This is a genomic window from Actinophytocola sp., assembly GCF_035634895.1.
Lineage (GTDB): Bacteria > Actinomycetota > Actinomycetes > Mycobacteriales > Pseudonocardiaceae > Actinophytocola.
The window spans coordinates 1-18,769 of record NZ_DASQCC010000064.1 but is presented as its reverse complement, the minus strand read 5'-3'; the positions used below and the strand labels follow the sequence as shown (position 1 = coordinate 18,769).

23 protein-coding genes are annotated in these 18,769 nt (G+C 70.7%); 12 read left to right on the top strand and 11 right to left on the bottom strand.

Annotation, left to right across the window (positions count from 1 at the left end; all coding sequences use genetic code 11):
• Window positions 1-14: 14 nt before the first annotated feature.
• On the bottom strand, window positions 15-191 hold the full coding sequence (locus VET29_RS09215) for a hypothetical protein (protein WP_324917546.1): 177 nt from the start codon (window positions 189-191) through the stop codon (window positions 15-17).
• A gap of 70 nt (window positions 192-261) precedes the next feature.
• Between VET29_RS09215 and VET29_RS09210 the strand changes: the two genes are divergently transcribed.
• Together VET29_RS09210 and VET29_RS09205 are read left to right on the top strand one after the other, a co-directional pair.
• Window positions 262-672, top strand: a complete 411-nt coding sequence (locus VET29_RS09210) for a phage holin family protein (RefSeq protein ID WP_324917543.1) — start codon at window positions 262-264, stop codon at window positions 670-672.
• Window positions 669-977: a DUF3618 domain-containing protein gene (locus VET29_RS09205; RefSeq protein WP_324917540.1), complete on the top strand. Its 309-nt coding sequence runs from the start codon at window positions 669-671 to the stop codon at window positions 975-977. The genes VET29_RS09210 and VET29_RS09205 overlap by 4 nt, the downstream gene beginning before the upstream one ends.
• Before the next feature lie 160 nt (window positions 978-1,137).
• On the opposite strand, the gene VET29_RS09200 is transcribed toward VET29_RS09205, so the two are convergent.
• On the bottom strand, window positions 1,138-1,704 hold the full coding sequence (locus VET29_RS09200; RefSeq protein ID WP_324917537.1) for a TetR/AcrR family transcriptional regulator: 567 nt from the start codon (window positions 1,702-1,704) through the stop codon (window positions 1,138-1,140).
• 182 nt (window positions 1,705-1,886) lie between these two features.
• On the opposite strand from VET29_RS09200, the gene VET29_RS09195 reads away from it, so the two are divergent.
• Window positions 1,887-4,079 carry an MMPL family transporter gene (locus VET29_RS09195; protein ID WP_324917534.1) on the top strand — a complete coding sequence of 731 codons (2,193 nt, stop codon included), beginning with the start codon at window positions 1,887-1,889 and terminating at the stop codon, window positions 4,077-4,079.
• Here VET29_RS09195 and VET29_RS09190 read toward each other — a convergent pair.
• Complete coding sequence (locus VET29_RS09190) at window positions 4,076-5,182, bottom strand: glycoside hydrolase family 3 N-terminal domain-containing protein (RefSeq protein WP_324917531.1); 1,107 nt, start codon at window positions 5,180-5,182, stop codon at window positions 4,076-4,078. The two genes, VET29_RS09195 and VET29_RS09190, sit on opposite strands and share 4 nt — an antisense overlap.
• 105 nt (window positions 5,183-5,287) lie before the next feature.
• Here VET29_RS09190 and VET29_RS09185 point away from each other — a divergent pair, with 105 nt between their 5' ends.
• Complete coding sequence (locus VET29_RS09185; RefSeq protein ID WP_324917527.1) at window positions 5,288-6,001, top strand: MgtC/SapB family protein; 714 nt, start codon at window positions 5,288-5,290, stop codon at window positions 5,999-6,001.
• Here VET29_RS09185 and VET29_RS09180 read toward each other — a convergent pair.
• Window positions 5,998-6,474: a universal stress protein gene (locus VET29_RS09180; protein ID WP_324917524.1), complete on the bottom strand. Its 477-nt coding sequence runs from the start codon at window positions 6,472-6,474 to the stop codon at window positions 5,998-6,000. The two genes, VET29_RS09185 and VET29_RS09180, sit on opposite strands and share 4 nt — an antisense overlap.
• A gap of 9 nt (window positions 6,475-6,483) precedes the next feature.
• Complete coding sequence (locus VET29_RS09175; protein ID WP_324917521.1) at window positions 6,484-8,040, bottom strand: MDR family MFS transporter; 1,557 nt, start codon at window positions 8,038-8,040, stop codon at window positions 6,484-6,486.
• An 83-nt stretch (window positions 8,041-8,123) separates the two neighbouring features.
• Here VET29_RS09175 and VET29_RS09170 point away from each other — a divergent pair, with 83 nt between their 5' ends.
• The 4 genes from VET29_RS09170 to VET29_RS09155 all read left to right on the top strand — a co-directional run bounded on the left by VET29_RS09170 (window position 8,124) and on the right by VET29_RS09155 (window position 10,484).
• Window positions 8,124-8,699: a TetR/AcrR family transcriptional regulator gene (locus VET29_RS09170; protein WP_324917518.1), complete on the top strand. Its 576-nt coding sequence runs from the start codon at window positions 8,124-8,126 to the stop codon at window positions 8,697-8,699.
• 42 nt (window positions 8,700-8,741) lie between these two features.
• Window positions 8,742-9,203, top strand: a complete 462-nt coding sequence (locus VET29_RS09165; RefSeq protein WP_324917514.1) for a hypothetical protein — start codon at window positions 8,742-8,744, stop codon at window positions 9,201-9,203.
• A 250-nt stretch (window positions 9,204-9,453) separates the two neighbouring features.
• Window positions 9,454-9,960, top strand: a complete 507-nt coding sequence (locus VET29_RS09160; RefSeq protein ID WP_324917511.1) for an NUDIX hydrolase — start codon at window positions 9,454-9,456, stop codon at window positions 9,958-9,960.
• Entirely contained in the window at window positions 9,951-10,484 is a 534-nt protein-coding gene (locus VET29_RS09155; RefSeq protein WP_414636469.1) for a GNAT family N-acetyltransferase, read from the top strand. The genes VET29_RS09160 and VET29_RS09155 overlap by 10 nt, the downstream gene beginning before the upstream one ends.
• A 3-nt stretch (window positions 10,485-10,487) precedes the next feature.
• On the opposite strand, the gene VET29_RS09150 is transcribed toward VET29_RS09155, so the two are convergent.
• Window positions 10,488-10,994 carry a hypothetical protein gene (locus VET29_RS09150; protein WP_324917505.1) on the bottom strand — a complete coding sequence of 169 codons (507 nt, stop codon included), beginning with the start codon at window positions 10,992-10,994 and terminating at the stop codon, window positions 10,488-10,490.
• 118 nt (window positions 10,995-11,112) lie between these two features.
• The gene (locus VET29_RS09145; RefSeq protein WP_324917503.1) at window positions 11,113-11,280 is read right to left on the bottom strand and encodes a hydrophobic protein; all 168 of its coding nucleotides are present in this window, start codon (window positions 11,278-11,280) and stop codon (window positions 11,113-11,115) included.
• Window positions 11,281-11,423: 143 nt separating this feature from the next.
• On the opposite strand from VET29_RS09145, the gene VET29_RS09140 reads away from it, so the two are divergent.
• Window positions 11,424-11,915 carry a hypothetical protein gene (locus VET29_RS09140; protein ID WP_324917500.1) on the top strand — a complete coding sequence of 164 codons (492 nt, stop codon included), beginning with the start codon at window positions 11,424-11,426 and terminating at the stop codon, window positions 11,913-11,915.
• Here VET29_RS09140 and VET29_RS09135 read toward each other — a convergent pair.
• Window positions 11,884-12,849 (bottom strand): ribose-phosphate diphosphokinase, encoded by a 966-nt coding sequence (locus tag VET29_RS09135; RefSeq protein WP_324917497.1) that lies wholly within the window; start codon window positions 12,847-12,849, stop codon window positions 11,884-11,886. The genes VET29_RS09140 and VET29_RS09135 overlap by 32 nt on opposite strands.
• Before the next feature lie 181 nt (window positions 12,850-13,030).
• On the opposite strand from VET29_RS09135, the gene VET29_RS09130 reads away from it, so the two are divergent.
• Complete coding sequence (locus tag VET29_RS09130; protein ID WP_324917494.1) at window positions 13,031-13,345, top strand: MmcQ/YjbR family DNA-binding protein; 315 nt, start codon at window positions 13,031-13,033, stop codon at window positions 13,343-13,345.
• On the opposite strand, the gene VET29_RS09125 is transcribed toward VET29_RS09130, so the two are convergent.
• Both VET29_RS09125 and VET29_RS09120 read right to left on the bottom strand, forming a co-directional pair.
• Entirely contained in the window at window positions 13,342-13,962 is a 621-nt protein-coding gene (locus VET29_RS09125) for a response regulator transcription factor (RefSeq protein ID WP_324917491.1), read from the bottom strand. The two genes, VET29_RS09130 and VET29_RS09125, sit on opposite strands and share 4 nt — an antisense overlap.
• A complete protein-coding gene (locus VET29_RS09120) occupies window positions 13,959-15,035 on the bottom strand; it encodes a sensor histidine kinase (RefSeq protein WP_324917487.1) in 1,077 nt (358 codons plus the stop codon). Before VET29_RS09120 ends, VET29_RS09125 begins: the two co-directional genes overlap by 4 nt.
• Before the next feature lie 159 nt (window positions 15,036-15,194).
• Between VET29_RS09120 and VET29_RS09115 the strand changes: the two genes are divergently transcribed.
• Window positions 15,195-15,785, top strand: a complete 591-nt coding sequence (locus VET29_RS09115) for a hypothetical protein (RefSeq protein WP_324917483.1) — start codon at window positions 15,195-15,197, stop codon at window positions 15,783-15,785.
• Here the strand turns inward: VET29_RS09115 and VET29_RS09110 are convergent.
• Window positions 15,724-16,188: an SEFIR domain-containing protein gene (locus VET29_RS09110; RefSeq protein WP_324917480.1), complete on the bottom strand. Its 465-nt coding sequence runs from the start codon at window positions 16,186-16,188 to the stop codon at window positions 15,724-15,726. The two genes, VET29_RS09115 and VET29_RS09110, sit on opposite strands and share 62 nt — an antisense overlap.
• 185 nt (window positions 16,189-16,373) lie before the next feature.
• Here VET29_RS09110 and fxsT point away from each other — a divergent pair.
• On the top strand, window positions 16,374-18,769 hold a 2,396-nt coding region (gene fxsT / locus VET29_RS09105), incomplete at its 3' end, for an FxSxx-COOH system tetratricopeptide repeat protein (RefSeq protein WP_324917477.1).

Here is an 18,769-nt window from a genome sequence, read left to right as displayed (position 1 = left end):
CGCTTTCTCCTCTGTCAGGCCGGAATCGGCTGCCGGGTGAGCGCCGTCGCGACCGCGTGCAGGTTCGCCGCCATCGTCACCACGGTCTTCGCCGACCACTCGCTTCGCCGACCACTCGCGTCCATGATCGGTGTCGCCGTGGTCGGGGCCGGGACCGGGTCCCCTGTTCCGTTCGGTATCAGTGCTCGCACGGGGCCCGGGTACCCCCTGTGTTTGCAGGTCACACGCGCGGGTAGCCACCCGGGCAGGAGGTGGGAGTTCATGACCGCGACGACGGAGAAATCGACGGCCGAGCTGGTTCGCGAGCTGACCGAGCAGTTGAAGCACCTGGCGCGGACCGAGGCCACCCTCGCCGTCCGGGAGCTGAAGGGCAAGGCGAAGCACGCCGGCCTGGGCATCGGCATCGCGGGTGCGGGTGGGCTGTTCGCCTTCTACGGCGGCGCGGTCCTGGTCGCCGCCGCGGTGTTGCTGCTGGCGCTGGTCCTGCCGGCGTGGGGTGCGGCGCTGATCGTCGCCGGGGCGCTGTTCGCCGTGGCCGGCGTGGCGATCCTGCTCGCCCGCAAGCAGCTGCGGCAGAGCGCTCCGGTGCCCTCGCCCGCGCTGGAGAGCGCGAAGGAAGACATCCAGGCGGTCAAGCACGACATCCAGGCGGCGAAGGAGGCCCACCGGTGACCGACGAACAGGAGCGGCTGACGATGCCCGGCCAGCCTCCCACCGACGAGGACCTGCGGATGGACGCGGAGCTCACCCGCCAGGAGCTGGCGCGGACCGTGGCCGCGCTCGGTGACAAGGTGGACATCAAGGCCCGCGCCCACGACAAGGTCGAGGCCCTGCGCCACCGTGCGGACGAGCTGACGCAGCGACTGCCGGAACGGGTCCGCCCGGCGGCGGCGACGGCGGTGCACCGGCCGTTGATCCCGCTGCTGGCCGTGGTCGCGCTGGTGCTGGTGTTCCGCCGCGTGTCGAAGCGCAGCTAGTGTCCCGCGCCGGAAATCAGGCAACTAATTCAGCGGCCCAGCTTCCCGCTGGCGGCGTTGCCGGTCCGCCCAAGTACCACCCAGTACGAGGACGAACCGGCGCCTTGCCAGCAGAAACCCGGATCCACCGACTCAATCACCGCATTCCCGGCGCGGGACACTAGTCCCGCTTGCGCGGGCGGCCCACCTGGCGGCGCATGGCGTCGACGAGGTGGTGGCGGAGGGTCTCGTCGTCCATGTCCACGAGGATCGGCGAGCCGCCGACCATCGCGACGCCTGCGAGCGCCACCTGGCACGCGACCTGGGCACCCTCGTCCGCGCTCGGGCCGGTCAGCATGGCCTGCAGACGGCTCAGGATGCTCTCCTCGCCGACCAGGATCCGGTCGGTCGCGCGGATGATCCCCGGGTCGCTGCACAGCACGGCCACGAGCACCCTGTTGCGCACGACCAGGTCCACGAACTCGTCGATCACGTAGTCGGTGCGCGGGCCGGGGCGGCTCATCGTGGCCGCGTGGTCGAGGATCGCCACCAGCTCGTCCAGCGCGGGCTGCGCGACCGCCTCGGTGATCTCGTCCTTCGTCTTGAAGTGGTAGTAGACCGCGGCCTTCGTGACCCCGAGCACGTCGGCGATCATCTGCAGCGAGGTGCCCTCGACGCCGTGCACGGTGAACAACCCGAGTGCGGTGTCCAGCAGCCGCGCGCGGGTCTCACCTCTCACGGCCGTCATCGCGCCCTCCTCGATGAGTCGCTGAGAGTTCAACGGTACCTCCTCAGTTTACCGTTCGGCAAGCTCACTGCTTGCTGTTCGGCTAGTCACATACTTGCCGATCGGCTTGGCCTCTACTTGCCGATCGGCTAGCTTCGGTAACCGTAACGAACGACGACGAAAGATTGAGTGGGGGTCCAGGGGTGGCCACATTCCTTTACCGGCTCGGGCGCGCGTCCTTCAGGCGACGGTGGCTCGTCACCGGTGTCTGGGCGGCGGTGCTCATCGGCATCGGCATCGGCGCGGTCGGGTTCTCCGGCACGATGTCCAACTCGGTCTCGATCCCGGGCACCGAGTCCCAGCAGGCGATCGACCATCTGAAGAAGACCTTCCCCGAGGCGCACATCGGCGGCGGCACCGCCCGCGTCGTGCTGCAGGCGCCCGAGGGCCAGAACTTCGTCAAGTACCCGGCCAACCAGGCCGAGCTGCGCGAGGTCTACACGGCGCTGCGGAACGCGCCGGAGGTGGCGAACGCGGTCGACCCGTTCCAGGCGCAGTCCTTCTCCCGTGACGGTACCCTCGCGCTCATCCAGGTCAGCTACCCCAAACAGGCGGTCGAGCTGACCGACGCCGACCGCGAGGCACTCCTCGCCGCCGCACATTCCTCCGGCCTGCACGCCAAGATCGGCGGTGACGCCGTGCGTGGCGCGCCCGAGACGGGCGCCACCGAGGGTCTGGGGGTCGTCGTCGCGGCCATCGTCCTCGTGATCACCTTCGGGTCGCTGCTGGCCGCCGGCCTGCCGCTGCTCACCGCGCTCATCGGCGTCGGGATCGGTCTGAGCGGGCTGCTGACGCTGTCCGGCCTCACCGAGCTGAACAACAACACGCCGGTGCTCGCGCTGATGATCGGCCTCGCGGTCGGCATCGACTACGCGCTGTTCATCGTGTCCCGCTACCGCACCGAGCTGGCCAGTGGTCTCGACCACGAGCAGGCCGCCGGCCGCGCGGCCGGCACCGCCGGGTCGGCCGTGGTGTTCGCGGGCCTGACGGTGATCGTCGCGCTCGGCGGGCTGACCGTCGTCGGCATCCCGTTCCTCGGCGAGATGGGTCTCGCGGCCGCGGCCACGGTGGTCATCGCCGTGCTCATCGCGCTCACGCTGCTGCCGGCGATCCTCGGCTTCACGGGTGACAAGATCCGCGGCCGGCTCCGGGGCCTGCGGGGCGGCCCGAAGCCCGGCAGCGCCAGCATGGGCGAGCGGTGGGCCCGCTTCGTCGGGCGACACCGGGGCGCGGTGCTGGGCATCGCGGTCCTCGGCCTGGCCGTGGTCGCCATCCCGGCCGCCAGCATGCAGCTCGGCCTGCCCAACGACGCGACCGCGGCACCGGAAAGCTCGCAGCACAAGGCGTACGAGCTGGTGACCAAGGGCTTCGGACCGGGCGCGAACGGCCCGCTGATCGTCGTCGTGGACACCGCGGGCGCGCGTGACCCCCAGGGCGCCGTGGCCGACACGACCAAGCGGATCAACGAGCTCGGCGTCGCGGCCGTGCTCCCGCCGCGGCCCAACCGCGCCGGCGACACGATGATCATCAACGTGATCCCGAGGACCGGTCCGAGCGACGCCGCGACCGAGGGCCTCGTCGCGGACATCCGTGGCGCGGCGGCCAAGGTCGGTGACGACACCGGCGCGAAGGTCTCGGTGACCGGCCAGACGGCGGCGAACATCGACGTGTCGCAGAAGCTGGCCGACGCGATGATCCCGTACCTCGCGCTGATCGTCGGGCTCGCGTTCCTGTTGCTGATGCTGGTGTTCCGGTCGGTGATCGTGCCGCTGAAGGCGACGCTCGGGTTCCTGGCGTCGGTGGCGGCGACGTTCGGCGCGGTGGTCGCGGTGTTCCAGTGGGGCTGGCTGACCGACCTGCTCGGTGTCGAGTCGACCGGGCCGATCATGAGCATGCTGCCGGTCCTGCTGATCGGCGTCCTCTTCGGACTCGCGATGGACTACCAGGTGTTCCTGGTGACCAGGATGCGCGAGGACTACGTCCACGGCACCGAACCACGTGAGGCGGTCGTGTCCGGCTTCGCACACGGCGCCCGGGTGGTCGTGGCGGCGGCGTTGATCATGACGAGCGTGTTCGCGGGCTTCGTGTTCGCGGAGGACTCGCTGATCCAGTCGATCGGCTTCGCGCTGGCGGTCGGTGTCGCGGTGGACGCGTTCGTCGTGCGGATGACGATCGTGCCGGCGCTGATGTGGATGCTCGGCAGGCGGGCGTGGTGGCTACCGCGCTGGCTGGACCGGATCCTGCCGAACGTGGACGTCGAGGGCACCAGCCTGGACGCGGTCTCGTCGGGTGACGGCGGCGAGCCGCCCCGCGAGCGGGTGCCGGTGGGCGTCTAGCCCAGGCTGGCACGCAACGCGTTGACCCTGGCCAGCGCCTCGCCGAAGGCACCGCTGTCGAGCGTGCCGTCGGTGAGGGCGCCGGCCAGGGCGTCCGCCGCCGCGGCGCCCTGGCTCACGTCCCGTGCGGACGCGAGGACGAGGTCGTCGCCGGCCTGGGCGGCGAGCACCGCCCGGTCGCCGGTCGAGCCGTAGTCGCGCAGTGCACCGGCCTCCAGCGCGTCCGTGCACGTGACGCCCGTGAACCCGGTGCGGGACCGCAGTTCCCGCACGACCGTCGCCGAGAGTCCCGCGGGCCGGCCGGCGTCGAGCGCCGGGTAGACGGCCCACGAGAGCATGACGAGCTTCGCCCCGGCCGCGATGGCCCGCTGGTACGGCGCCTCGTCGACGCCGCGCAGCGTGGACAGCGGCACGTTCAGGGTCACCGGCCGGGTGTCGGTGTTCTCGTCCGCGTTCGCCTTGCCCAGCCCGGGAAAGTGCTTCACGGTCGCGGCGACCCCCACCGCCTGCTCCGCGGTGACGTAGTCGGCGCCGAGGGTCCCGGCCACCGAGGCGGTGCCGCTGAACGACCGCTCGTAGGAGTCCATCAGGTCGCCCGGCGCGTGGAAGACGTCGAGCACGGGTGCGAGGTTGACGTTCATGCCGACGCCGGCCAGGTTCTGCCCCGCGCCGCGGCCGGCGGCGGTCGCGGCGGAGCCCGGGTCGGCGGACTGCCCGATGTCCTTGTGGGACAAGGCGGGCTCGCCGGGGAGGCGGCGGACCAGGCCACCTTCCTGGTCGGTCATCAGCAGGAGCGGGTACGGGTCGGGACTCTGCGCGGCGGCGGCACGCAGCTGCCCCACCACCCCGCTGATCTGCGCGCGGCTGGCGATGTTCTCGCCGAAGAAGATCACCCCGGCCGCCTCGCCGGCGCGGATGCGGGCGAGCAGGCTCTCCGGCGGGGTCAGCCCCGGGTAGGAGTAGACGACGCGCTGTCCGGCCGCCCGCTGCGCGTACGCGACGAGACGCTCGTCCGCGCCGGCCGTGCCGGTGAGCGTGGCGCCGGCGAGTGCCAGGCCGACCAGTCCCGCGACCAACCGCCGACGCCGCATGAGGACCTCCATCAACACAGGGTGGGTCAAGTCTAACGCAGAGTGACAGCCCCCGATCCCGAGGTCGCCGCGGGTGAGAACTGTCCGGGGCGGGGCGGACTGGCTTAGCCTGAACCGATGGCACTGCCCTCCCCCACCGAGGCCATGGGCCAGGGTTGGACGCAGATGTTCGACCTCGGCCTCGCGCTGGTGCTGTCCGCCGCGATCGGGCTGGAGCGTGAGATCCGGCAGAAGAGCGCCGGCCTGCGCACGCACACGCTCGTCGGCATCGCCGCCGCGCTGATGATGCTCGTCTCCAAGTACGGCTTCTTCGACGTGCTCGGCGACCACGTCACCCTCGACCCGTCGCGGATCGCGGCGCAGATCGTGTCGGGCATCGGGTTCATCGGCGGCGGGCTGATCTTCGTGCGCCGCGACGCCGTCCGCGGCCTGACCACCGCGGCGGTCGTCTGGCTGACCACGGCGGTCGGCATGGCCGCCGGCGCCGGCCTGTGGTTGCTGGCGATCGTCGTCGCCGCCGCGCACTTCCTCGTGGTCTTCGCCTTCACGCCGCTCGCCGCCCGGCTCCCCCGGTCCAGGTACGCCCAGACCCGCCTGCGCCTGACCTACGCGGACGGCCGCGGCGTGCTCCGGCTGGTGCTCGCCGCGTGCACGAAACGGAACTTCACCGTCGGCGAGCTGGACATCGACCAGCACGACGAGGCCGGCGCGGTGACCGTGTGGCTCAACGTCCAGGGCGCGGGCTCGGTCAACGACCTCACCGCCGCGCTCGCCGACATCGACGGCGTCCTCTCGGTGCTGAGCGACGACGCCGACAGCCTCTCGTTCTAGGGCACCACGAGCACGGGCCAGTGGCCGGCGCGGATGAGCTTGGTCGCGACCGAGCCGGCGAAGCGGTGTCCCGCGCTCATCGAGGCCCCCACCACCACCGTGTCGACCTGGCACTGGTCGGCCGCGTCGCGCAGCCGGGTGAACGGGTCGCCGTAGGCCTTCAGGAACATGATCGGGATGTCCAGCTCCTCGGCCGCGCGGCGGGCGGTCGACCGCAGCTCCGAGTCGAGCTCCTCGACCGCCTCCTGGGCCGCCGCGACGGCCGGGCCCATGGCGGCCAGCGCCGAGTGGGTCGCGACGAACGCGACGATCAGCCGGTACCCCTGCCGCCTGGCCAGGCCGACGGCGAACGCCGCCGCGCGCATCGCCGTGTCGGAGCCGTCGACGCCGACCAGGATGGCCCGCGCCGACGGCTCCGGCCGGGGACCGAAGTGCTCCACTGTGGAACCGAAGGCGGCCGCGCTGCCGCTCATCTCGCCTCCCTATCCCACGACGGGGTCCGAAACGGGCTTCTCTTCCTTCTTCTCCAGGTCGATGGTGGTACGCAACGTGATCGGCTTCAACAGGAGCGCCGCGAGCACGCCGACCACGGCCACCGCCGCGGACAGCAGGAAGACGTGTGCCGTCGCGTCGCCGTAGACCGTGTGCACGACCTGCTGCACCCCCGGCGGCAGCGCGGTCAGGTTCAGCGCGCTGACCTCACCCGTCGAGGACGTGCCGGCCGGCACGTGCAGAGCCGTCGAGAGGTCGGCGGTGACCCGGTTGGCGAGCACCGCGCCCAGCACGGACACCCCGATCGTGCCGCCGAGCGAGCGGAAGAACGTCACCGCGCCGGTCGCCGCGCCCAGATCCCGCAGTGCGACGTCGTTCTGCACCGCCAGCACCAGGTTCTGCATGGTCATGCCGACGCCGATACCGGCGACCGCCATCGCGGCGTCCACCATCCACAGCGGCGTGCCGTGGTCCATCAGGCCGAGCCCGAGGAACCCGAGCGCCAGCAGGACCGAACCGGCGACGATGTAGGGCTTGACCGTGCCCGTGCGGCTGATCAGCCGGCCGCTCAGGGTCGAGGCGAGCAGCACGCCGGCCATCAGCGGGATCGTCAGCAGGCCGGCCTCCGTCGGCGTGTAGCCGCGGCCGATCTGGAAGTACTGGCCGAGGAACACCGCGCCCCCGTACATGGCGAGCCCGGCCGAGACGCTGGCGACGATGGCCAGCGCGGGCTGGCGCCGGACGATGATCCGCAGTGGCACGACGGGTTCGCGCACCCGCGACTCGACCAGCACGGCCAGCGCGAGCAGCACGACGCCGCCGCCCACCATCGCCGCGGTCTCCCAGGACAGCCAGCCGAACGAGTTGTCGACGAAGGACACCCAGATCAGCAGGACGCTCACGCCGGCGGCGATCAGGGTCGCGCCGAGGTAGTCGACCTGGACGTTCTCGCGGCGCAGGGTCTCCAGCTTCAGCGTCCGCTGCAGCACGGCGAACGCCGCGGCCGCGATCGGCACGCCGACGAAGAAGCACCACCGCCAGCCGAGCCACGACACGTCCACGATCAGGCCGCCGAGCAGCGGCCCGCCGACGGTCGCGACGGCCATGACCGCGCCGAGGTAGCCGTTGTAGCGCCCGCGCTCGCGGGGCGGGATGATCGCCGCCATCACGACCTGGGCGAGTGCCTGCACGCCGCCCATGCCGATGCCCTGGAACGCGCGGGCGGCGATGAGCTGGGTGGTGTCCTGGCTGAACCCGCTGATCACCGAGCCGACCACGAAGATCACGATCGCGGTCTGGAGCAGCGTCTTCTTGTTGAACAGGTCGGCGAGCTTGCCCCAGATCGGCGTGGTGGCCGTCGCCGTCAGCAGCGTCGCCGTGACCACCCACGTGTACTGCGTCTGCGTGCCGTTCAGCTCGCCGATGATCCGCGGCAGCGCGATCGACACGACCGTCGAGCTGATCATGGCCACGAACAGCGCGAGCAGCAGCCCGGACAGCGACTCGAGCCTGCGCCGGTGCTCGGCCGCCACGTCGGACGACACCATGTGACCCCTCCGTTCGGGTTAATTCTTGCGCAATGTGCAAACTTGCGCAATGAGCAGGGTATTCCCTCGCTAGGCTGGACGGCGTGGAGGCCGTCGACACACTGCGGACCAGGAAGAAGGCCGCTACCCGCCAGTCGCTGCACGAGGCCGCACTGCGCCTGGCGATGGCGTGCGGGCTGGACGGCGTGACGGTCGAGGACATCGCGGACGAGGCCGGCGTGTCCCGGCGGACGTTCTCGAACTACTTCGCGAACAAGGAGGACGCGATCCTCCACGCGGACCGCGAGCGTACCGAGCTGCTCCTGTCGCTGCTCCGCGCCCGCCCCGCGGACGAGCGGCCGTGGGAGGCACTGCGCCGCGCGGCGGCCGACCAGTTCCTCGGCCAGGCCGTGCCGTCCCCGGAGTGGGTGGAGCAGCTGCGGCTGCTGCGGCGCCACCCGTCGCTGCTGGCACGCCAGGCGACCGACCAGATGGCCCGCGAGCGCGACCTGGCGGCGGCGCTGACGGACCGGGGCGCGGACGACGAGCTCGCGCGACTGATGGCCGCGAACTACCTGGCGACCATCCGCACCGCGGGCGCGCTGTGGTTGGAGAGCTCGGGCGAGCGGTCCCTGCCGGAACTTGTCGACAGCCTGCTGAGCCGTGTCCACCCACGGTAAGCGGGTGATCGACTTCGCCGAAGTTGCCGCTAGAGTTCCGGTGTGGACGGAATGAGCGTGCCCGCGGAGCTGGCCCTGCTGCTGGAGACCTGGCCGCGGCCGGACCAGGACGAGCAGGCCTTCCCCTTCGTCACGGTCGACGAGGACGGGTACCCGCACGTGATGTTGCTGTGCACCGCCGAACTGCTCGCCACCAACGACCGCGCCGCGATCCTCGTCGCGGTCGCCAGCGTCAACTCACGCGCCAACCTCGCCCGCAACGGCATCGCGACCCTGATCGCCGCCGACGGGGCCGCCGCGCACTACGCCAAGCTGCGGGTCCGCGACACCGAGGAGCACGAGCACTTCACCGTCTACACCTGCCAGCTCGCCAATTACAAGCGTGACTCGTTGGGCATTCCGTTGCGGCCCATGGACTTCCACGCCACCCAGCAGGTCGCCGAGAACGAGCGCTGGGCCGCCACCCGCATGGCGCTCACCCAACGCGTCAAGGACATCGGCTAGTGTCCCGCGCCGGGAATGCGGTGATTAAGTCGGTGGATCCGGGTTTCTGCTGGCAAGACGCCGGTTCGCCCTCGTACTGGGTCGTACCTGGGCGAACCGGCAACGCCGCCAGCGGGAAGCTGGGCCGCCGAATTAGTTGCCTGATTTCCGGCGCGGGACACTAGCTTTGCGTGCCGGGGACGCGGTGGTCGGGTCGGTGGATCCGGGTCGCCCGCACGCACGAGGACGCCGACTCCGGGGAGGCTGACCAGTGGAGCTGCCGGACGACCTGCCTGTCGAACGACGTGCCGCGGTCCGGCTGGTCGTCCTCGACGAGCTCGGCCAGATCCTGCTGTTCCACACCCGCAGCCCGCACCTCCCGGCGCTCGGCACGTGGTGGGAGCTGCCCGGCGGCGGCATCGACCCCGGTGAGTCCTATCTGGACACCGCCGTCCGCGAGCTGCGGGAGGAGACCGGGCTGACCGCGCTGCGGTTCGGTCCGCCGAACTGGACCAGGACGGCCACCTTCCGTTTCCGGGACGGTCGCCGGATACAGGACGAGGTCGTGGTCACCGCGCGGGTCGCGGGGGTCGCGCCGCCGGTCGACGTGGGCGGCCAGCTGGACTACGAGCGGGCCTCCTACGTCGACAGCCGCTGGTGGCCGCAGGCGGAAGTCCTTGCCATGGAACAACGTTGCTACCCCGGCCGGCTGCCGGAGCTGCTGGCGGCCTTCCTCGCGGGCGAGCGTGTCGAGGAACCGTTCGAGGTCTGGTCGTGAACGTCGTCGTGGCCCACACCGCCGACCTGGCCCCCGCCACGCTGACCGCCGTTCGCGCGTTGCTCGACACCGCGTTCGACAACGGCTTCGGCGACGCCGACTGGGATCACTCACTCGGCGGCATGCACGCCATGGCGTGGGACGGTGACGAGCTGGTCGGTCACGCGGCCGTCGTCCAGCGCCGCCTTCTGCACCAGGGCAGGGCGCTGCGCGCCGGTTACGTGGAAGGCGTCGCCGTGCGGGCCGACCGGCGACGCCGCGGCATCGGTGCGGCCGTGATGGCGCCGGTGGAACGGATCATCCGCGGCGCGTACGAGCTCGGCGCGCTGGGCAGCTCCGAGATGGGCGTCCCGTTCTACCTGGCCCGCGGCTGGCGGCGGTGGCAGGGCCGAACCTGGGCGTTGACCCCGAACGGGATCACCAGAACACCCGATGACGACGACGGTGTGTACGTCCTGCCGGTGCGGCCGGTCGAGCTGACCGCGGACCTCACCTGCGACTGGCGGGCCGGGGACGTCTGGTGACCGTCAGCGGTCGTCGTCCTCGTCGGCGGTCGGTTCGGGGTTCATGACCGCCTCCACTCGCTCCGGCTGCTCGCTCCAGTGCAGTAGCCCGATGGTCATCGTCAGCGCCCGCCGCACGGTGTCGACGCCGGTCCGCCGGTCTATGCCGTGCACGGCCAGGTCCAGCTGGAACGAGGCGTCCTCCGGGCTGCCGTTCAGCTCGGCGAGCATCGCCCGGATCGTGGCGCGCACGGGCGGGTCGAGGTCGTCGATGCCCACCTGGTCGTTGGCGTCGTCCCGCAGGTCCACCGCGAACGCCGCGGTACCCGGGACATGCTGGGTGCTGCCACGCACGGCCGCGGTGGCCACGCTGATCAGCTCCGCGACGACCTCGCGAATGTAGGGACGCAGCTCATCGCTCGGCTGGTCCATGACCGTCTCCAGCGTCTCGGTCAGGCCGTCGGAGTCGGCCTCGAGCACGCAGTTCACCAGCTGGTGAGCGGTGGCCTGGGGTTCGTGGTCCTCGCGCATGACACACCCTCCTGAGAGTTTCTCGGGCGGCTACGGATTACCCCGGCCACGCGCGAGTCCAAACATGGCACCGGCGGCCGGGTCACGAGGACCCGACCGCCGGTGCGGTGAAACCGTCCTACCAGCGGTACCAGCGACCGCTACCCGTACCGGCCGGCGACCGGAACACGAACCCGAGGAGCCAGGCGACGAGCAGGATGCCTGCGACGATCCACAGGGCCTTCACGGCGAAGCCGACACCGAACAGGACGAGAACCAATAACAGGACCAAAAGCAGGGGAAGCATCAATCGCGCCTTTCTGTTCTTCCAAAGTGCCCCGACCTCGGCTACCCGGGCACGCCGGCGATAAACACGGCGGTTGAACGGTTTCCTCGCACGACGGGCGGGTACCCACAGGTCCACTCACCGGACGAGAAGGTGCGTAAGCCATGAACAGCAACAGTTATGTGGCATTCCTCGTCATCGGCACCGTGCTGGTCCTGATCGACGGGCAGATCATCTACCGCAACGGCCGCCAGTTCCTCCAGCAGGCCACCCCCAAGGCGTCGGCGGCGTCGTTGACGACGCTCGTGACCGTGGTGTTCCACCTGGGCACGCTGGGCGTGCTGGCGCTGGTGTCGACGATCGGAATGCCGACGGACGACCAGGTCAAGGGCGTCGTGCTGCGACTCGGCATCATCCTGATACTGCTCGGCGTCGCGCACTGGATCGCGGTGTCGACGCTGGCCAGGATCCGCGACCGCGAGGAGTACGAGCAGGTCAGCGTCGAGCGGGAGGCACGCCGGGCCGCGAACCAGGCGGCGATGGAGTCCCCAAGCGTGCGGGTGCAGGCCAGCCACGAGCCGGTCGAGAGCCCCGCCTACACCGGCGAGAGCGCGACCGCGATCGTCAACCGGCAGAACCAGAACCCGCAACGATAGCCGCGTCGAACAGGGCGCTGACGGACTCGCCGTCGTGGATGCGGCGCATGGCCTCCGCGAGCGCGGGGGCGATGGAGAGCACCGTCAGCTTCGTGGAGCGCTCGGTGATCGGGACGGTGTTGGTGCAGACGATCTCGACGACCTCCGACCGGCCGCCGATCCGGCCGAGCGCTCCGTCGGCGAACAGCCCGTGCGTGCAGGCCACGCGAACCGACCGCACCCTGCGCTCGGCCAGCTTGGCCAGCAGCTCGACGACCGTGCTGCCGCGGGCGATCTCGTCGTCGAGCACGATGACGTCCCGGCCGCTCACCTCGCCGATGATCGACGTGATCTCGACGCGGTCGTCGCTGAACCGCTGCTTGGCGCCGGCCGCGACCGGCACGTCCAGGAACCGCGCGAAGTGCGACGCCGCCTTCGCGTTGCCCAGGTCGGGCGACACCACGATCGTGTTGGACAGGTCGTAGCGGCGGAAGTAGAGAGCCAGCTCACGCAGGGCGTGCAGGTGGTCGACGGGGACGCTGAAGAACCCGTGCACCTGCGGGGAGTGCAACGTCATCGCCAGCACCCGGCTCGCGCCCGCCGCGACGAGCAGGTCCGCGACGAGGCGCCCGCCGATGGAGATGCGTGGCGCGTCCTTCTTGTCCGACCGTGCGTAGGAGTAGTGCGGCATGACGACCGTGGTCCGCGCGGCGGAGGCGCCCCGCGCTGCGTCGATCATGAGCAACAGCTCGACGAGGTTCTCCTGAACCGGCTTGACCAGCGGTTGGATGAGGAAGACGTCCCGCTCCCGGCAGTTGGCCTGGAGCTGGACCTCCAGACAGTCGTTGGCGAAGCGCGTGGTCCGCACCGGCAGCAGCGGGACCCTCAGGTGCTCGCAGATCTCCTCGGCCAGCTCGGGATGGGCACTGCCACTGAAGACCGCGATCTCCTGCACGCACACTCCCCTTCGTACGGTTCGGCGTGCCGAGCCTAAACGGCAGGCCGCGCGGCCACCTCCCCGGATGAGGGTTTCTCGCTGGCTGTGGACGCTGCCACATGCCGCGTGGGGCGTGTGCCGCGCCCGGCCCGTACGCCAGAATGACGGCGTGGGTGTGCCCGATCGTGTGTTCCTTCGTATGGTGGACGACCTCGCCGAGGTCACGAGTGCCCAGGCACGCGACTACACGTCGTACAGCGTGTGCGGCAGGCGGTTCGGCTACTACTGGCCTCGCACCAGGACGGTGGGCCTCAAGCAGACCCTGTCCGAGCAGCTGGCACTGGTCGCCGAGCGCCCGGACGTCTTCGAGATCCAGTTCACCGCGGGCGGCTTCGGCTGGGTGGTCGTCTACCTCCAGAAGATCGACCTGGACGAGCTGACCGAGCTGGTCTACGAGGCCTGGCGCCTGTCCGCCCCCGAGGAGCTCGTCGAGGCGAACCCGCTCGGCCGTTAGCACAGGCCGTTGTCGCGGGCGTAGATCGCGGCCTGCGTGCGGTGCCGCAGGCCGAGCCGGCCGAGGATGCGCGAGATGTGGTTCTTCACGGTGCCCTCGGACAGGTACAGGCGCGCCGCGATCTCCCGGTTGGTGGCACCGGCCGCGACCATCCGCAGCACGTCGACCTCCCTGCTGGTCAGCACGTCCGCCGAGCGCGCCGAGAGCGCCGCCGCGACGTGCCGGGCGGCCGCGTGGTCGAGCTGGTTCACCCCGGCGTGCGCCAGCCGCACGGCCTCGGCCAGCTCCGCGGCGGGCAGGTCCTTCAGCAGGTACCCGGCGGCCCCGGCCCGCAGCGCCTGCACGACGTACTCCTCGTCGTCGAACGTCGTCAGCATCACCACGCGGCAGCCGGGTGCCCGGCGGCGCAGCACGGCGACCGCGTCCACCCCGTCCATCTCCGGCATCCGCACGTCCATCAGCACGACGTCCGGGCCCAGCGCGAGGGTCTGCTCCACCGCGTCCCTGCCGTCGGCCGCCATGCCGACCACCTCGATCCCCGGCTGGATGCCGAGCAGCGACGCGATGCCCTCCCGCACCAGCCGCTGGTCGTCCACGACGAGCACCCGCACGGTCATGAGTGAAGTATCGCCGTCCGCGGCACGGTCACCGTCACCCGCGTGCCGGTGCCCGGCGAGCTGTCGACCGTCGACGTGCCGCCCAGCAAGGCCGCCCGTTCGCGTAACCCGAGCAACCCGAACCCGCTGTGCGGTGCGTCCGGCGCGAACCCGCGCCCGTCGTCGGTGACCACCAACCGGGTGTCCTCGGCACCGAACGTGACGGTCACGGTCACCAGCGTGGCCCGCCCGTGCCGCCGCGCGTTGGTGACCGCCTCCTGCGCGGCCCGGTGCAGGGCGGTGACCGCGGCCTGGTCGAGGTCCCGCTCCTCCCCTTCCACCCGCAGCGTGACGTCCGCGAGCCCGGCGAGCGCGTCGACCAGCCGTACCGGCTCGGCCCGCAACGTGCCGACCGACGCCCGGACGTCGTCGAGCGCGAGCCCGACCGAGCGCCGCGCGTCGGCCAGGGCCTGCCCGGCGACGGCCGGGTCCCGCGAGGCGAAGGCGTCGGCCTTCGCCAACTGGATCGAGATCGCGGTGAGGTGGTGGCCGAGGCTGTCGTGGAGGTCGCGGGCCAGCCGGTTCCGCTCGGCCGCGGCGGACAGCTCGGCGATGCGCGCGGCGCCACGCCGCTCCCGGTCGGCGACGCCGGCCATGGCGAGCGCCAGGACGAGCCCCATGCTGAACATGAGCACGTCGGAGACGTAGTTGGCGTCGCGGTACCAGCCGGGCACCCGGACCGCGAATCCGCCGACGAGAAGCGCCAGGCACACCCCGCCGAGCACGAGCCCGACCGTCCGCCCGAAGGCCAGGTAGGCGGCGAAGGGCACGAGCACGAACAACACCCGCGACAGCCCCGACTCGTCGAACGCGACGACGACGATGAACAACGCGAGCCGCACGAGGATCAGGAGCGCCCGCGGCCCGGTCCGGTCGAGCGCCTCGACGACGAACAAGGCCGCGATCGCGGCGACGAACCCGAGCAACCGCAAGGGGTCGGCCGCGCCGAGGCCGCCGAGGGCGTAGTAGAGCCCGGCGAGCAACACGATCCCGTACACCGCGCCGGACACCCACGGCACGACCCGCGTAACCATCCCCCGAGCCTACGGCGGTTCACCGCGACCGACCGGAAGTCGGGCCCAACGACACGTGCCGTCCGGCCAACCGGACTGTGCCCACCCGGCACTGTCGGCACACGCCTCCCGGTTCCTACCGTTTGCCGCGGTATCCCGTTGTCCCCCAAGGAGTTCCACATGCTGACCAGACTGGGTGCGTGGTGCGGCGTGGCCGCCGGCCTGTGTGTCGCGCTGCCCTCCGCGGTGGAGGCCGTGACCGGCGAGACCGCCCCGACGAGTTTCGTCCTGGCGCTGTCCCCGGCACTGGCCGTCCCGCTGCTCGTCGTCCTGCACCTGCGGCAGAGCGCGGCGGCGGGCACCTTCGGCGCGGTCGCGTTCACGGCCAATGCCGTGGGCCTCGGCCTGTTCGGCGGCGCCGCGTTCACCCTGAACACGACCCTGTTCTTCCTGGACGACGCGGTGGTGAAGGACCTGCTGAAGGGCCCGACCGGTGCGGCGTTGCTGGCCAGCGCCCTGATCTTCGCGGCGGGTACGGTCCTGTTCGGCACGGCCATGCTCCGCGCGAGGGTCCACCCCACGGTCCCGGCCGTGGCGTACCTGGTGGCGTTCCCGGTGCTGGCCATCGCCGCGAAGCTCCCCGACACCCCGTTGACGAGCGCCGTCCACCTGGCGGCGGGCGGGTCGCTGGTCTGGCTGTCGGCCGCGGTCATGTCGAGCCGGTCACCAGCCCCAGCGCCGCCAGCAGCAGCGCCGCCCCGTCGGGCGTGAAGGCCGTGACCTCGTAGCGGGTGCTGGAGTAGGGCGTGAGGAACAGCGGTATCTCGTCGACCCGCCCGCCGGGCAGCACGACCGGCAGGATCTTCCGCTGCCAGGTAGCCCGGTCGTAGGCGAGGCGGTCACGCAGGAAGGCGGCCTCGCCGGGCACCCCGTCCCCCGAACCGGCCGGCAGCACCTCCTCGGCACGCGCCCGATAAGCCGTCGACGCGATGACCAGAACGAAATCCGCGGCGAGCACCTCCCGAATGCTCCACAAAGACCAGTCCCGCCGCTCGAGCCCCGCGAACTCGTCGAACCGAATATCGATGTGCAGCGTCAGCAGAAACTCACAGAATTCCCGAACCTGGCGTAGGTGCCGTCCGGACCGCCGCGCGTAGGAAACGAAGACCCGCATCCTCGACCACTCCCCTCGATGCCCACCACCAATTCTTCCGACAACCATGAGAGGCGGACGATTACCGGTCAGAACAGGGCGAAAACTTGACAGCTACTGGCGTCAACCGTTGTGACCGCACCAACCCACCTGACACAATTTGACAGTCCCTGACACATGACGCCGGGACCGTCGAGGGGTGGCGAGTGGCCGACAGCAAAGAACCCGAGCCGCCAACCCGCGAACTGGTCGACTCACTACGCGAACTACACGCCCGCGCCGGCCTGCCGAGCCGGAGAAAGATAAGCCACGACATCCGCCAGCGCCACGACCTGCGCGACACCGTGAGCCACGAAACGGTGAGCGCCATGCTGCGCGGCACCACCCGACCGAGCTGGCTCAAGTACGAGACCGTGGTCCGCTACCTGACCGAGTTCGCGGTCTACCAACCGGACGAACCGGCCCCGGACCTCCCCACGGTGCTGGCCCGCTTCCAACGCCTGTGGCTGGCCTGCGAAGGCGGTGGGACAACCCCCGAACGCGCACCGGAACCCGCACCCCCGGAGCCCACCAGACAACCGGTGAGCGACGAGGTGGGCGGCGACCCACCACCCAGGAACACCCGGTTCGTGGGCCGGGAACACCAACTCCGCGCGATCCACGAGATCCTCCGCACCGGCGCCCCACTCCTGACGCTGACCGGTATAGGCGGCGCCGGCAAGACACAGCTGGCCGCCGAGTACGTGTACCGCTTCCGCGACGAGTACGACGTGATCTGGTGGGTGCCGGCCGAGCACACGCCGCCACTGCGCGCGTCACTGGCGGAACTGGGCACCCGCCTGAACCTCCCGCGCAGCGACACGATGCAGCACCCCGCAGCGCAGGTGCTGGACGAGCTGCGGAGGAGCACCCAGTTCTGGCTGCTGGTCTTCGACAACGCGCGGTCACCGGACCGGCAGCAGCTGATCCGTCCCATCGGCACCGGCAAGATGCTGATCACGTCCCGGGACCCCGACTGGCACCAACACGGCCCGACCCTCGACATCGGGGTGTTCGAACGCACCGAGAGCATCGACCTGCTACGCCTCAGAGCCGCGAACATGGCGACCACCGAAGCGAACAAGGTCGCCGAGAAGGTGGGCGACCTGCCACTGGCCGTCGACCAGGTGGCGAACTGGCACGTGGCCACGGGAACCTCGGTGTCCACCCTCATCAGCCGCCTGGACGAACAGTCCCGGGAGATCCTGTCCGACCCCAGGGCGACGGCGGCCGGCTACCCGGTGACGCTGGCAAGCGCCCTGACGGTGGCCTTCGCCCAACTGACCGCGACGGCGGCCCAACTGCTGGAACTGTTCGCCTGGCTGGGGTCGGAACCGGTGTCGCTGGCGCTGCTCCGCCGAGGCAGACACGGCCAGGCGACCGAACCACTGCGCACCGCCCTCCGCCAGGAACCGGTCATGAACAAGGCGGTGCGCGAACTACGACGCCACGGCCTGATCGACGTCCTCAACGCATCCACCGAACGCATGCAGATGCACCGAGTCTTCCAGAGCGTCCTGCGCGACTGGCTGGACAAGGACAGACTGACCCGCGGCCGGGACAACCTGAGAGCCATCCTGGCCGCCGCGAACCCCGGCGAGCCGGACGACCCACGGTTCTGGCCGCACTACCACGACGTCGGCCCCCACATCCACCGCGCCGACCTGGCCGTCGCCAGCGACTCCGAGGCCCGGCGCGTGGTACTGGACCAGGCGCGCTACCTGTACAAGGTCGGCCACTACGACGAGAGCATGGCCCTGAGCCGGCAACTCGCCGCCGACTCCCTGGAGCGCAACGACCAGATGGACCACGAGTTCACCGTCCTGGCCAATGACCATCTCGCGAACGCGTTGCGCGCACTCGGGAAGTACGCCGAGGCCCAACGGCTGACCATCGAGTCGATGGCCTACATGGACCGCCACCCGGTGTTCGGCGAGGACCACGAGTACCGCACCACGCTCCGCAACCGCCGGGCCCATGATCTGCGCATCGATGGTAGGTACGACGAGGCGCTCGCCATCGAGGCCGACAACCTCGAGCGCAGTGATCCCGACGACCGCGAGACGTCACGCATCAACCGCAACAACATCGCGGTGACCCACCGCCTGCTGGGACGCTTCACCGAGGCCCACAGGATCGACCAGGACATCGTCGCGGAGTGGGAGCAGGAGGGACGTGACCGCTACCCGAGGGCATTGCTCGCCCGCTGCAACCTCGCCAGGGACCTGTACGGGTTGGGCCGGTACCGCGACACCCTCGACGTGCTCGGCGCGACGCTGCCCAGCTATCGCGAGGTGGTCGGCGACAAGCACTCACAGGTGCTGCTCGCCATTCGCGTCCAGGTCATGGCAATGCGCAAGCTCGGGCAGACCACCGAGGCGGTCTCGACGGCGTGGGAGAACCAACACGACGCGGCGATGTGGTTCGGCGACGACCACGAGTACACGCTCTCCGCGGGAATATCACTGGTCAACGCCCTGCTGGCGGCCGGAGACCTTGGCAACGCGACGATCCAGGCGAACCCGGTGCTCGAGGGCTTCAGACGGGTGTTTGGTGACACCCA

What these genes read in the sequence shown, in the direction of transcription:
- VET29_RS09145 (WP_324917503.1), bottom strand. Translation starts at nt 11,280, where the DNA reads ATGCTTCCCCTGCTTTTGGTCCTGTTATTGGTTCTCGTCCTGTTCGGT.
- VET29_RS09130 (WP_324917494.1), top strand. Translation starts at nt 13,031, where the DNA reads ATGGTGGACGACCTCGCCGAGGTCACGAGTGCCCAGGCACGCGACTAC.
- VET29_RS09175 (WP_324917521.1), bottom strand. Translation starts at nt 8,040, where the DNA reads ATGGTGTCGTCCGACGTGGCGGCCGAGCACCGGCGCAGGCTCGAGTCG.
- VET29_RS09115 (WP_324917483.1), top strand. Translation starts at nt 15,195, where the DNA reads ATGCTGACCAGACTGGGTGCGTGGTGCGGCGTGGCCGCCGGCCTGTGT.
- VET29_RS09185 (WP_324917527.1), top strand. Translation starts at nt 5,288, where the DNA reads ATGGCACTGCCCTCCCCCACCGAGGCCATGGGCCAGGGTTGGACGCAG.
- VET29_RS09210 (WP_324917543.1), top strand. Translation starts at nt 262, where the DNA reads ATGACCGCGACGACGGAGAAATCGACGGCCGAGCTGGTTCGCGAGCTG.
- VET29_RS09200 (WP_324917537.1), bottom strand. Translation starts at nt 1,704, where the DNA reads ATGACGGCCGTGAGAGGTGAGACCCGCGCGCGGCTGCTGGACACCGCA.
- VET29_RS09180 (WP_324917524.1), bottom strand. Translation starts at nt 6,474, where the DNA reads ATGAGCGGCAGCGCGGCCGCCTTCGGTTCCACAGTGGAGCACTTCGGT.
- VET29_RS09190 (WP_324917531.1), bottom strand. Translation starts at nt 5,182, where the DNA reads ATGGAGGTCCTCATGCGGCGTCGGCGGTTGGTCGCGGGACTGGTCGGC.
- VET29_RS09125 (WP_324917491.1), bottom strand. Translation starts at nt 13,962, where the DNA reads ATGACCGTGCGGGTGCTCGTCGTGGACGACCAGCGGCTGGTGCGGGAG.
- VET29_RS09150 (WP_324917505.1), bottom strand. Translation starts at nt 10,994, where the DNA reads ATGCGCGAGGACCACGAACCCCAGGCCACCGCTCACCAGCTGGTGAAC.
- VET29_RS09120 (WP_324917487.1), bottom strand. Translation starts at nt 15,035, where the DNA reads ATGGTTACGCGGGTCGTGCCGTGGGTGTCCGGCGCGGTGTACGGGATC.
- VET29_RS09140 (WP_324917500.1), top strand. Translation starts at nt 11,424, where the DNA reads ATGAACAGCAACAGTTATGTGGCATTCCTCGTCATCGGCACCGTGCTG.
- VET29_RS09110 (WP_324917480.1), bottom strand. Translation starts at nt 16,188, where the DNA reads ATGCGGGTCTTCGTTTCCTACGCGCGGCGGTCCGGACGGCACCTACGC.